The following is a 13,058-nucleotide window of genomic DNA, read 5'->3' as shown; positions in this document are numbered from 1 at the left end:
CGCCGCCGTCCGCCGCTACCGCACCTCCGTCCGCACCCTTGTCACCAGGGAAGAAGGAGCTCGTCCATGACCACGCTGTCGATAACCCCGCTGCTGGGCACACCGGCCGAACTGCCGTGCCCGGCGTACCTCGGCGGTCCCCTGCCGGACGGTCCGCTGCCGCCGGTGCCGGACCTGGTGACCGCGGTGGCCGCGCGCACGCCGTCCCGGCCGGCGGTGCGCTGCGGCACCGACGAGATGAGCTACGCCGAACTCGGCACACGCAGCTCCCGAATCGCCGCCGCGCTCACGAACGCCGGGGTGGGCCGCGGCGACCGGGTGGCGGTCCTCGCCGAAGCCAGCACGGCCACCGTCGCCGCCATCCTCGCGGTGCTGCGCTGCGGCGCGGCGTACGTACCTCTGGACCCCGGCCAGCCCGACCAGCGGTTGGCCGAGATCCTCGCCGATGCCCAGGTCAGCGCAGCGCTGGTCAGTGACAGCACCGCCGACCGTCTGGCGGGCACGGGTGTGCCCCTGGTGCCGGTCACGGCAGGCGACCCCGCCGCCGGCACCGACGGGGCACCGGTCGACGTCCCCGTGCTGCTCACCGACCCGGCGTACCTCATCTACACCTCCGGCAGCACCGGGGAGCCCAAGGGCGTGGTGGTCGAGCACGGGCAGTTGGCCGCCTCGACCCAGGCCCGGCGCCTCGTCTACCCGGGCGAACCCACGTTCCTGCTGGTGTCCCCGCTCAGCTTCGATTCCTCGGTGGCCGGCCTGTGGGGCACGCTGACCGCAGGCGGCTGCCTGATCGTGGCCACCGGCGCGCAGGTACGCGACCCGGAGCAGTTGGTCAGACTGGTCGACGACCACCGGGCCACCCATCTGCTGTGCATCCCGTCGCTGTACAGCTACCTGCTCGATGCCGCCGCGCGCCTGGGCGGGGGCCGCCTGGAGTCGCTGCGGACCGCGATCGTGGCCGGTGAGGCCCTGCCGCAAGAGCTGGTGGAGCGGCACTTCGTCGAGACCTCCGGTCACTGCGAGCTGGTGAACGAGTACGGCCCGACGGAGGCGACCGTGTGGGCGACCTACCAGCGTTTCACCGCACCAGCCCCGGTGACCATCGGCCGCCCCATCCCCGGCGCCCGGGTGTACGTCCTGGACGAGCAGCTGTGCCCGGTCCCCGTCGGCGAGTCGGGCGAGCTGTACGTGGCCGGCGCCGGTGTGGCCCGCGGCTACCACGGGCGGCCCGAGGCCACGGCCCGGGCGTTCCGCGACGATCCGTTCGCGGCCATGCCCGGCGAGCGGATGTACCGCACCGGTGACCTGTGCCGGTGGACCAACGACGGCACCCTGGAGTTCCTCGGTCGCCGGGACCATCAGGTCAAGGTCCGCGGACATCGCATCGAGCTTTCGGCCGTCGAGGCACAGCTGTGCGCGCTGCCCGGCGTCCGCGAGGCCGTGGCCGTCCCCGCCGCAGGTGACACCGAGCTGGTCGGCTTCGTCCTCTCCCCCGCCGGAGCTGCTCCGGAGTCCCTGCGACAGGACTTGGCCGACCGGGTTCCGGCGGTCATGGTGCCGAGCCGGATCGTCGTCCTGGACCGCTTCCCGCGCACGGCCAACGGCAAGACCGATCGGGCCGCACTGCGCGGCATGGCCGACTCCGGCCCCGCGACCGCCGAGGCGGCGACGCCGACCGGAACGGCCCAGCCACCCACAGCGGACCCGGCCGAGCTGGCCGAGCAGGTCAGTGCGGCGTGGACCGATGTGCTGCAGCGCGACGACGTCCCCGCCGACGTCAACTTCTTCGACCTGGGCGGTCACTCGCTGGCGATGTTCCGGCTACGAGACACCCTGGAGCGGCGTACCGGGCGCCGACTGTCGGTGGTCGCCCTGTTCCAGCACACCACTGTGGCGTCGCAGGTGGCGCTGCTGCGCGACGGCGGCGAAGCGGCCGACGCCGACGCGGCCAACGGCGAGGCCCGCTCCGCCCGTGCCCAGCGGGCCCGCGCGCTGCGCGCCCGGCGTACCGGCCTGATGCAGGAGGCAGAGTGATGACGATGCGCGAAACCACCACCTGGCTGCGGTGCCCAGCCCCGCTCACCGACCCGAACGTGCGTCTGGTGTGCTTCCCCCACGCGGGCGGCTCCGCCGCCATGTTCCATTCGTGGGGCGGGCGTCTGCCCGGCGTCGAGGTGCACGCGGTCTGCTATCCCGGCCGCGCGCACCGGATCGCCGAACCGCCGCCCACCGACCTCCGCCGGCTCGCCACGCAGATCACCGACGCGCTGGTGCCGTTGGCGGACCGCCCACTGATCCTGTTCGGTCACAGCATGGGCGCGGCCATCGCCCTGGAGACCGCGGTCGCGCTGCAGGAGCGTGGGATCGAGCCGTTCCACCTGTTCGCGTCGGGATCGCGCGACGCGCCGTACCCAGGGCCGGAGCAGTTGTCGGACCCGGACGAGCTGAACGACGCGGCGGTCGTGCAGCGCCTGCTGACGCTCGGCGGCACCGACCCGGAGTTGGCCGCCGACCCTGAGTTCCAGGAGTTGGTCCTGCCGTACGTGCGTGCCGACGGCCGGATGTTCCACGCGTACGAACCAGGCGCGGGGCCGATGCTGCGGTGCCCGGTCACGACGATCGTGGGCGACGCCGACGACGACGCCGACTGCCGCCCGTGGTCGACGCTGACCACCGGGACGGTACGCGCGTACGGTGTCCGTGGCGACCACTTCTACCTGGTGGCCGAGCCACCGCTGGCGCTGTTGGGCGACTGCCTGCCCGCGCCGGTGAGGAGTGGGTCGTGACGATCACCTCCGCCGCGCCGGGACCCGTGACCACCGACCTGCCCCGTTCGCCCGCCGACGATGTCGGTCCCGTGGGCGGATCGCCGCGCCGGACCGCGGCGGACGTCCTGGCACTGGTCGAGCGGCACGACGTGGAGATCGTCCGCTTCCTGTGGGTGGACCACAACGGGATCCTCCGCGGCAAGGGCGTGGCCCGGGACGTGCTGCCCGGCCGGCTACGGTCCGGGGTGCCGCTGTCGGTGGGTCGCCAGGCGGCGAGCCTGCTGGACCAGGCCCAGCCGGTGCCGGGGTTCGCGGTCATGGACGAGGTGCGCATCTCCGCCGACCCGGACACCCTGGCGCTGCTGCCGCACGCGCCGGGCTCCGCGGCGATGCTCGGTGACCTGCTCACCAGGGACGGTGCCCCGTGGGGTGCCTGTCCGCGGGCGTTCCTCCGCGACGCCGTGGCCGAGGCCGACCAGGAGGGGTACGCCGTCGTAGCCGCGTTCGAACCGGAGTTCACCCTGCTGCGCGACGGGGTGCCGTTCGACGACGGACTCACGCTCGACAACGAGGCGTTCGACGTCACCAACGACTACGTGATCGCGCTGATCCGCGCCCTGCGCTCGGCCGGTGTGGCGGTGGAGCAGTACCACCCGGAAACCTCGCCGGGCCAGCACGAGGTCACGGTCCGGCCCGCCCCGGCACTGCGTGCCGCCGACAACCACGTGTGGCAGCGGATACTCACCCGCGGTCTGGCCCGGCAGCACGGGCTGCGCGCCACGTTCGCCCCGGTGCCGCTGTCGGGGCTGCGCGGCAATGGCAACCATCTGCACGTGTCCCTCTGGCGCGACGGCAACGCGTTCGCCGCGCCCGGGGCGGGACTGTCGGACGTCGCGCACCACTTCATCGCCGGGGTGCTGACGCACCTGCCGGCGCTCACTGCCCTGCTGTGCCCCAGCGTCAACAGCTACGCGCGGCTGGTGCGGGGCAGGTGGGCCGGCGCCTACGGGTGTTACGGCTTCGACAACCGCGAGGCCGCGGTACGGGTCCCGTCGGTGCTGGGCGGCGACGAGTCCGGCACCACCAACGTCGAGATCAAGCCATGCGACGGCACCGCCAACCCGTACCTGGCGCTGGGCGCCGTCATCCACGCCGGGTTGGACGGGGTACGGCGGCGGCTCGACCCAGGCCCTCCGCTGACCGTCGACCCGAACACCCTGTCCGACGCGGAACTGCGTCGCCGCGGGGTCACCGTCCTGCCCGGCAGTCTGGCCGAGGCGGTTGCCGCGTTGGAACGCGACGAGCTGTTGATGTCGGTGCTGGGTTCGCCCCGCCGGGACCTCTACACCGCGATCAAGCGTGCCGACGTTCGCGACCTGGCGGCGATGCCCGAGTCGGAGGTGTACGCCATACACAACACCCGGTTCTGACCCGGATACACAGGGTTGCCGGCGCGGCAATGCGTCGGCAACCCGCCCAGGCAATCCCTGTGCCGTCACGCTGTCACGCTGCCCGCCGGCGTGGCTATACTCCGTTTCACCACATACCGTCGATGGCAATGCCGAGTCATTACCGGCGGTCATACCTGCGGCGCTTGATGTCGGTTGTCGGAGACCTTGGCCTTGGGGGTTTGGAGATGCTGCAGCAGTCCGAGTTCGGGCCCCGGCTTCGCGCACTGCGCGAAAAGCGCGGCCTTTCCCAGGCGGCGCTGGCAAAGGGTGGAATTTCCACCGGCTACCTCTCCCGCCTCGAGTCCGGGGCCCGGCGGCCGACCCCCCGTGTGGTGGCGTACCTCGCGCAGCGCCTCGGCGTGCCGGCCTCGGTCCTGGAAGACCCGAATGCCGACCCGGTGAACGTCGTGCAAGCTTCTCCGTTCACCCAGATTCTCGCCGCGATGATCTCCGCCAGCGGTGACGACCGCGTCGCCGAGCCACTGGCCGAGGCGCTGCGTACCGACGGCCAGCGAGACCCGGCCGAGCGTTGGCAGGCGCTCTGGCTGCTCGCGGAGATCCGCGGTGACGCCGGCGAGCGCGACGAGCAGCGCCACCTGTTGGAGGAGCTGGTCAAGCTGAGCACGCAACTCGGCGTCGCGCCGCTGCTGGCCCGCGCGCAGACCCAGCTGTCGCGTTGCCTGCGCACCCTCGGCGACACCACCGGCGCCCGGGAGTACGCGCAGCAGGCGCACAGCATCGCCGGCGAGCTTTCGCTCACCGACCGCGCGGCGACCCTGCAGGCCCTCGTCTCCGCGCTGGCCGAGGCGGGCCAGCTCGATGAGGCCCGCACCCACGCCGACGAGTTGTGCGGCCTCACCAAGCCTGCCGGCGGGACGCTGCACGTCGAGGCGCTCTGGTCCGCCGCGACGGTCCGCACCCGCCAGGGTGACCACGCCGGCGCCATCGCCTATCTGGAGGACGCGTTGTCCGGCGCGAACAGCCGCAACGACCTGCAGCTGTGGATCCGGCTGCACCTGGCCGCCGCCTCGCTGTATCTGCAGATCACTCCGGCGCAGCCGTCGCAGGCCCGCACCGCACTCGATGCTGTCGGCCCGGTCCTGAACCTGATCGGCACCGAGCGCCAGCACCAGGAGTTGCAGAGCCTCCAGGCTCACCTGGCGTTCGCCGAGGGGCGGCTCGACGACGCACGCGTGCTGTGCGAGGCGGCCGCCACCCAGCGTTCGCTGCTGTCGTTCCGCGATCGGCTCAAGCTCGCCGCCCTGCACGCGCGTCTGTCCATCTTGGGCGGTGAGGCCGACGCCGGCATCCGGGCGTTGCAGGACCTCGCCCGCCAGGCCGAGGAGGCCCACAACGTCGAGCTCGCCGCCGAGCTGTGGCGCAACCTCGCGGAGACCCTGGCCAAGCCGTACGGTGACGGCCCCGCCCTCGCCGGCCGAGCTACCACCGGCTGAACCGGGCCGGTGCCCGCTCGCCCCTTGGGAGCAGCCCGCCTCAGCATCGGTCAGGCGGCGCAGACACGGCGCAGCGACCGGCCGAACGCCTCGATGTCGGCGACGCTGTTGTAGTGGTGCACCGACGTGCGCACGAACCGTTCGATCCCGGCCGCGGCCAGGTAGAGCGGGGTGTGTGCGCCGACGCCGACCCACGTGTTGAGCCCGTCGTCGGCAAGGGCGTCACGGATCCGTTCCGGCGGCAGCCGGTCGTGCGTGAAGGACGCGATGCCGCCGCGTCGGCTGCCGGGCATCAAGGGCCGGGCACCGGGTGTCTGCCGAATGGTGGCGGTCAGTGCCGCGTACACCTCGGCCGTTGGCGCCGGCGACGCGCCGCGGGCGTACTCGGCGGCGGCGAGCAGGCCGAGTACCGCGGCGTTGCCACGCTCGGCGGTCTCGAACCGGGCCGCCGTGTCCACGTCGCACCGGTGCTCGTGCAACGAGAGCGCCTGCGCGACGTGCAGGTCGTAGAACACGGGGTCGATCCGTTCCCACAGGTCGGGGCGCAGGTAGGCGAAGCCGGTGCCGCGCGGACCGCGCAGGAACTTGCGGCCCGCCGCGGTGAGCGCGTGGCAGCCGATCGCATCGACGTCGACGCGGATCTGGCCCACCGTCTGGCACGCGTCCACCACGTACACCGCCGCGGAGCCGGCCAGCAGCGCGCCGATCTGCTCGACCGGCTGGATCAGCCCGACCGCCGACGGCATGTGGACCACGGACACCAGCGCCACCCGATCGTCGAGGTGGGCGCGCATCCACTCCAGGTCGAGGTCGCCGGCGCTGCCCACCGGGATCACCTCGAGGACGCACCTGCGGCGAGCGGCGAGCCGTTGCAAGGCGATGAGGTTGCCCGCGTACTCGTACGGGGTCGTCCAGATCCGGCTTCCCGCGGGCACGGTGAGATGGCACGCGATCCGGCACCACGCGTCGGTGGCACTGGCGAACAGGGCGATGTGCTCCGCTTGCGCACCGACGAGGTCGGCGAGCACGGCATACACCCGGCTGGTGAGATCGTCGGCGCGGGCCTGCTCGGCTTCGTACGGCCCGGCCGTGGCCTCTGCCTCGAGGTAGCCGGTCATCGCGGCCGTGACGCCGGGGGCCGGCAGGCCCGCGCCGGCGGTGTTGAGGTGGATCATGCCGGCCGTCATCGTCGGGCTCTGGCCGGTACGGGCGACTCCGCAGGCTCCGGTGGGGGCGTCCACGAGTGCCTGGCCAGCGCGGCGATCTCGGCGAAGCTGCGCTGCCCCGGGTCGCCGGGATCGCCGCCGGTGCGGCGCCACTCGCGGTATTTCCCGGCGTAACTGATCAGCGTTTCCTTGTCCCTGCGGCCCGGGGAGCGGGTCATGATGCCAGCCCACATCCCGTCCCACAACGCGTACGCCGGGTCGCCGAGCAGGATCCGGTGGGCCTTCTTCATGTTCCAGAAGGGCACGCCGGTGTTGAGGTGGTGAACCAGGTGGTAGTTGTCGTTGTGGCGGCCCAGCAGGAACCGTTCGATGGCCCAGCCGTGGCGGTTGCGGGTCATCAGGATCTGCCTGTTCTCGCTCTCCGGCAACGGGAAGTGTTCGGCCAGTTCGGACAGCCAGCCGATGGCGACCGCCGTGGTGAACAGCGGCACAATCCAGAACAGGACGAATTCGAGCAGGTAGCCGCCGGACACGATCGGGGTCAGCAGCACCGTCCATACTCCGAGCAGCAGCCAGCGCTCGGCCCGCAGGCTGATCGGCATCGAGACGGCAATCTGGTCCTCGCGGAACAGCAGCCGGTCCTCCACCACGTAGCGGACATACTCGAAGGTTCGCAGACCCAGAGCCGCAAGAAGAATGTTGCGCAGGAAGAAGGCGCGGTTGGAGCCGCCCGGATCGTAGATGCCGCACTCCACGTGGAAGCTGTAGTCGGGGTCCTTCTCCCGGTCCCCGAGGTAGCGGTGGTGGAGGCCGATGTGTGAGCTGCGGTAGGGGTTGTGCATGTGGAACACCAGGTGCCCGGTGAAGACCGTGCTGAGCACCAGGTTCAGGGTCTGATTGCGTGCCAGCACCTTGTGCGACGCTTCGTGCAGGAGGTTGACCAGGGCACGCTGGGTGGACCCGATGAGCACCAGGGACACCGGGTAGAACCAGTACGACACGCCCACACTGAGGTATACGGCGAACGCCACGACCGCGTAGTCGAAGAGGACGCCGAGTATTCCGTGGTGGTTGTCCAACCGGCACAGCTTGCGCAGCTCGCGCCGGATCTCGGGAGACAACTTGCTGAAGTCGAGTTCGGTGGGCGGGCTGAGGGTGTTCACCGAGGCCATTCGAGACTCCTCGCAGAGGGCACGCGCCGGAATGTGCACGTGGCAAAGGCCGCCGGCAGTGGCGAACCCAGCGCCCGCTGGCGCCCGGCCGTGGGACCAGCCGGCGACTGGCGGAATGGATGGCGAGCTGGGACAGGGTGGCGCTCAGCGACGACGGTAGAGGACGGCAACGTCTTTGACAATGCTGTTGCCTGACGTTGACAAGGCCGCTATTCCACGACTACGGTCAAGCCACCAAGAGGCGCGGGGGGGGGCACATTCGTGACGCCGCAACCCGTCTGCATTCTGCCGTGATTGCGTGTCTCGGCAGATGCGAGTCGATGCCGAGTGGCACCGCCTCCCACACCTCAGGGATGAGACATTGGATAAGCCGCAGTTTGGTCGACGCTTGAGGGCCCTCCGATTGGGACGCGGGCTGTCGCAGGCTGCGCTCGCGGGGGATTACATCTCCACCGGCTACCTGTCGCGGCTGGAGTCGGGCGCCCGACAACCCACGCCACGTGTGGTGGCGTACCTGGCAGAGCGGCTCGGGGTCGACGAGGCCGCGTTCCTCTCCCAGGCGACGTCGGCAACATTGGCAATCGTGCTCGCCTCGGTCACGTCGGGTGTGCAGCCCGACAGCGCCGAACGCGTGGCCGAGGCGCTCCGCCTCGACGACGGACGCGCGCCGGAGCTGCGCTGGCAGGCCCTGTGGCTGCTGGCCGGGCTGCGCAGTGACGAGGGCGCGCACGAGGCCGCGTACGCGTTGCTGACCGAACTGCTCGCGCTGGCCGAGGAACTTGACGTGCCCGAACTGCTGGTGCGCACGTGTACCCGGATGTCGCGCTGCCTGCGGGTCCTCGGCGACATCGTGAAAGCCCGCGAGTACGCCGAGCGGGCCGTCAAACTGTCCACCTCGCTCGCGCTGCCGGACCGGGCGGCCGCGCTGCACGTACTGATCCCCACGGAGGCCGAGGCGGGCCGGCTGAGCGAGGCACGCCGGCATGCCGACCTGCTGTGCGCCCTCACCGAAGGCACGCCGGGCACCGCCTACGTGGAGGCGCTGTGGGCATCGGCGACGGTCAGCATGCGCCAGGGCGACTACCGCGCCTCGCAGGAGATGCTGGAACAGGCGCTGCGACTGCTGGCCAGCCACGAAGATCTCAAGCTGTGGATGCGGCTGAGGCTCGCCGCCGCTTCGCTGTACCTGCAGAGCACCCCGGCCCAGGTTGCGGAGGCACGTGCCCGCCTGGACGAGGTCGCCCCCGTGCTGCGGATGATCGGGTCCGAGCTGCACCAGCAGGAGATGCTCTCCCTGCAGGCACACCTGGCGTTCGAGGAGGGACGGTTCGCCGAGGCCCAGGACCTGGCCGGCAGGGTCGACGACTCGGACGGGCGCCTGTCGTTCCGGGACCGGCTGCGGATCGAGGTGCTGCGCGGCCGCCTCTCCATCGTCGAGGGCGACACCGAGGCCGGCATCGCACACCTGCAGCGGCTGGCGCACAACGCGACCGCGGCGCACAACCTGGAGTTGGCGGCGGAGGCCTGGCGCAGTCTGGCCGAGACACTGTCGGCTTCGGCCAGGCTACGGGGAATGAGCGCGCGACCACCGGCGAGCAGCGGAAAGGACGGGTGAGATCATGGGGAAGACGCAGATCAGGCCGATGCGGGTCGAGGACGTGCCAGCCGCCGAGCGCGCCTCGGCGGTGACCTTCTTCGAAGGCGACCGGCTCAGTCGCCGGGTGAGCGAGCCGGAGGTCCAGCCCCGGTCCGCCGCGGTGGGCAAGCAGTGGATCGACCGGATGTCGTACCTCGTGGAGACCGATCCGGGCGGCTGTTGGGCGGCCATGGATGGTGACGACATGGTCGGCTTCGCCATCTCGCAGAATCGGGAACAGGTCTGGTTCCTGGCCACGTACGGCGTGTTGCCCCAGCACCAGGGGCGCGGGCTGGGCCGACAGCTGATGGACGCCGTCCTCGCCCATGCCGATGGGCGTCCGGGACTGTTCTCCTCGACAGTGCACCCGGGGGCCACCCGCCGCTACCGGTTGGCGGGTTTCCTGCTCCATCCGCAGATGCGCATGGTGGGCAGCGTGGACCGGTCCACGCTGCCGGCGGTCTCCGGCCTGAGCGAGGGCGACGAGAACGACATCGAGTGGATGAATCGACTGGACGTGAGCCGGCGCGGCGCCGGGCACGGCCCAGATCACGAATACATGATTCGCAGGATGCGCCTGGTGGTGTCCCGGCAGTCGGGTCGGCACGGGTACGTGTTCATCGACGAGGACCTCGGGCAGGCGAAGCTGCTGGCGGCCCAGGACCCGCAGACGGCGTCCTCGCTGCTCTGGGAGGCGCTGGCCTCGTCGCGCGGGCCGACGCTGATCAACTGCATCACCACCGCCAACCACTGGGCGATCGACGTGGGGCTCGCCGCCCGGCTGGACATCGGCCAGGAGGGCTACCTGGCGCTGCGGGGCATGACGGAACCCACGCCGTACCTGGCCAGCGGCCACTTCCTCTAGTCAGTGGGGCCCGGGCCGTCCGGTGGGCGGCGTCGCCACGGCGGCGCCGCCCACACTGGGCAGCGTCAGAAGTAGGTGCGGACGAAGTCGACCACGGTCTCGCCCCGCACGACCGGGATCAGCTGCCACTTGTCGAAGGCCGTGCACGGGTAGGACAGTCCGAGCATGACCCAGTCCCCCACCGCGAGCCCGTGCCCGGCGGGCAGCGTGAGGAAGGCGTGCTGGTCGTTGACGGCGCGGATGGCGCAGTCGGTCAGCTCACGGATCTCGCCGTCGACGCCGCGGACCAGCTGCGGTTCCGGCGGCCAGGCATCGAACGACAGGTCCCGCTTGCCGGCGGTCAGCAGGGCCAACCCTGGCTCCGGCATCGAGGTGACCCGCGCCCACAGCTTCAGGGCTGGCCGCAGCGAGCCGTTGGCGGCCTCGCCCCGGGAGAACGGCGACATCCACCGGTAGAAACCGTCGTCGTGGGTGACATAGCACCCGCTGCGCAGCACGGTGGTCACCGACATGCCTGGCCACGGCCCGCCGAACACCTCGGCGACCTGGTCGAAGAAGCAGCTGCCCCCTGCGGTGAGCAGGATCTCGTCGGTCTCGAACAGTCCCTCGCGATGCAGTGCGATGGTCAGTTCGCGCATTCGGTGCAGGAATTCGTTGACCACCGAGATGCTGTGTGGCGACGGGTCGTTGACCAGCACACCCTCGTAACCACCCACCCCGACGAGACGCAGGAGTGGGCTGGCCGCAGCCGCGCGGGCCACCGCCGTCGCTTCGGCGACCGAGCGCGCCCCGGCCCGTCCGGCGGTGCGGCCGACCTCGACCAGGACATCCACCGGCGCGGCGCCCACCTGACGCAGCGAGGCTTCCATCTGCGCCACCACCTCGACCGAGTCGACGAAGCAGACGAACTCGAACCGGGGGTCCGCGGACCGCTCCTCGTCGACCCAGCGCAGCCCGGCACTGTCGACCAGCTCGTTGGCGAAGATGACCCGGGACACCCCGAAGGCGCGATACACCCGCAGCTGGGCGGTGTTGGCCGCGGTCAGCCCGTACGCCCCCGCCTCGATCTGGCGAGCCCAGAGCTGCGGTGCCATCGTCGTTTTCGCGTGCGGGGCGAGCTGCATTCCCCGGTCGGCGCACCACTTCGCCATCGTGGTGAGGTTGTGGGTCAGGGCGTCGTCGTCGAGCACGAGCATCGGCCCGAGGAAACCGTCCTCGAACAGGTTGAGCCCGCGTTCCGCGGCGTGCGCGACGGTGCAGCCGTCCAGCGCCACCGGCAGCCCCTTGTACCTCCAGGTGATCAGCTCCTGGCGGATCGCCTCCACGGCCTCGGTATCGATCATGTTTAGCCCTCCCACGAGACGATGCGCTTTGCCAAAGCCTGCCAGACTTGGCAATGATCGGCAATCAGCAGACCTCGAGCCGAAGTTGTCGGGGGGCCGAGAAGTAGTTCTTATACTGCGGATTCAGGCGTTGCCAGCCCTGGCAAGACTTGGCAATATGGCTCCCAAGACCGGCGGCGTTGGCCATGCGCCCAGACGTGGGGTGTGTGCACCTCCCCAGGCTCCACGCGGGCAGAGCCGTCGACTCCGACAAGGAAGGGCAGGACCAGGTGACTCACACCATCGAGAACCCCGTCAACACCCGGGTCCGGATCCGGCAGGTGGCGGGCAACATCGGCGCTGAGATCCTCGGCGTGGACGCCGCCGAGGACCTCAGCGACGATGTGATCCGCGAACTGCGGCAGGCGCTGCTGACCCACAAGGTGATCTTCATCCGGCGTCAGGATCTGGACTACGACCGTCTGGTGGCGTTCGGCAAGCGGTTCGGCACCCTGACGCTGGGGCACCCGATCTACGGCGGCCCCGAGGGCAAGCCGCTGCTGCGGGAGATGGACTCCCGCGGCGAGGGCACCCGCGCGAACTACTGGCACGCGGACTTCACCTACATGGACAACCCGCCGGCCTTCGCCTTCCTGCACAACGTGGTCTGCCCCGAGGTGGGCGGCGACACGATCTGGGCCAACACCGGTGCGGCGTACCGGGACCTGCCGGAGGGACTGCGCACGCTGGCCGACGGACTGCGGGTCATCCACTCCAACGATTCGGACTTCACCGACGCCACCTACGACGGTGACGTGCGCACCAAGTACCTCAAGAACCGCTTCGCGGCCGAACACCCGGCCGTCCGGGTGCACCCGGAAACCGGCGAGCGCTGCCTGTTGTTGGGCGGGTTCGCGCGGGCGGTCACCGGCTACACCCCGCAGGCCGGCCGCGACCTGCTCCGGATCCTGACGGAGTACGCCACCAGGCCCGAGTACACGGTGCGCTGGAAGTGGCAGAAGGGCGACCTGGTGATCTGGGACAACCAGGCGACCCTGCACTACGCGATCAAGGACTACACCGAGCACCGCCGCGGTGAGCGGGTCACCGTCGCCGGCACCACCACGGTCGGCGTCGACGGCGCTCCCGCTGTCACCTTGCAGGGCAACACGTCCGACTTCGTGGCAGGCACGGGCATGTAGCCCAGCGTCAACGTGAGCGGAC

General features: G+C 70.9%; 10 protein-coding genes. 7 read left to right on the top strand and 3 right to left on the bottom strand.

Features of this window, described 5'->3' with window-relative positions; genetic code table 11:
- The first annotated feature begins 66 nt into the window (after positions 1–66).
- From HNR22_RS00430 to HNR22_RS00415, 4 genes are all read left to right on the top strand, one after another.
- A complete protein-coding gene (locus tag HNR22_RS00430) occupies positions 67–2,034 on the top strand; it encodes a non-ribosomal peptide synthetase (protein WP_179778484.1) in 1,968 nt (655 codons plus the stop codon).
- Positions 2,034–2,786 carry a thioesterase II family protein gene (locus HNR22_RS00425; protein WP_179778483.1) on the top strand — a complete coding sequence of 251 codons (753 nt, stop codon included), beginning with the start codon at positions 2,034–2,036 and terminating at the stop codon, positions 2,784–2,786. Before HNR22_RS00430 ends, HNR22_RS00425 begins: the two co-directional genes overlap by 1 nt.
- Positions 2,783–4,198: a type I glutamate--ammonia ligase gene (locus HNR22_RS00420; protein WP_179778482.1), complete on the top strand. Its 1,416-nt coding sequence runs from the start codon at positions 2,783–2,785 to the stop codon at positions 4,196–4,198. Before HNR22_RS00425 ends, HNR22_RS00420 begins: the two co-directional genes overlap by 4 nt.
- Before the next feature lie 206 nt (positions 4,199–4,404).
- Positions 4,405–5,673, top strand: a complete 1,269-nt coding sequence (locus HNR22_RS00415; protein WP_179778481.1) for a helix-turn-helix domain-containing protein — start codon at positions 4,405–4,407, stop codon at positions 5,671–5,673.
- Between the two features lie 50 nt (positions 5,674–5,723).
- Here HNR22_RS00415 and HNR22_RS00410 read toward each other — a convergent pair whose 3' ends face one another.
- Positions 5,724–6,860: an aminotransferase class V-fold PLP-dependent enzyme gene (locus tag HNR22_RS00410; protein WP_179778480.1), complete on the bottom strand. Its 1,137-nt coding sequence runs from the start codon at positions 6,858–6,860 to the stop codon at positions 5,724–5,726.
- Positions 6,857–8,011 carry a fatty acid desaturase family protein gene (locus tag HNR22_RS00405; RefSeq protein ID WP_179778479.1) on the bottom strand — a complete coding sequence of 385 codons (1,155 nt, stop codon included), beginning with the start codon at positions 8,009–8,011 and terminating at the stop codon, positions 6,857–6,859. The genes HNR22_RS00410 and HNR22_RS00405 overlap by 4 nt, the downstream gene beginning before the upstream one ends.
- Before the next feature lie 310 nt (positions 8,012–8,321).
- On the opposite strand from HNR22_RS00405, the gene HNR22_RS00400 reads away from it, so the two are divergent.
- Complete coding sequence (locus HNR22_RS00400) at positions 8,322–9,626, top strand: helix-turn-helix domain-containing protein (protein WP_179778478.1); 1,305 nt, start codon at positions 8,322–8,324, stop codon at positions 9,624–9,626.
- Positions 9,627–9,630: 4 nt separating this feature from the next.
- Positions 9,631–10,512 carry a GNAT family N-acetyltransferase gene (locus HNR22_RS00395; RefSeq protein WP_218906097.1) on the top strand — a complete coding sequence of 294 codons (882 nt, stop codon included), beginning with the start codon at positions 9,631–9,633 and terminating at the stop codon, positions 10,510–10,512.
- Between the two features lie 65 nt (positions 10,513–10,577).
- Here HNR22_RS00395 and HNR22_RS00390 read toward each other — a convergent pair whose 3' ends face one another.
- A complete protein-coding gene (locus HNR22_RS00390; protein WP_179778477.1) occupies positions 10,578–11,855 on the bottom strand; it encodes an alanine racemase in 1,278 nt (425 codons plus the stop codon).
- Positions 11,856–12,124: 269 nt separating this feature from the next.
- On the opposite strand from HNR22_RS00390, the gene HNR22_RS00385 reads away from it, so the two are divergent.
- The gene (locus tag HNR22_RS00385) at positions 12,125–13,036 is read left to right on the top strand and encodes a TauD/TfdA dioxygenase family protein (protein ID WP_218906095.1); all 912 of its coding nucleotides are present in this window, start codon (positions 12,125–12,127) and stop codon (positions 13,034–13,036) included.
- Positions 13,037–13,058: the final 22 nt, after the last annotated feature.

It is taken from the genome of Micromonospora jinlongensis, from assembly GCF_013410645.1.
Classification (GTDB): domain Bacteria; phylum Actinomycetota; class Actinomycetes; order Mycobacteriales; family Micromonosporaceae; genus Micromonospora; species Micromonospora zamorensis.
This window is presented reverse-complemented; position numbering and strand designations above follow the sequence as displayed.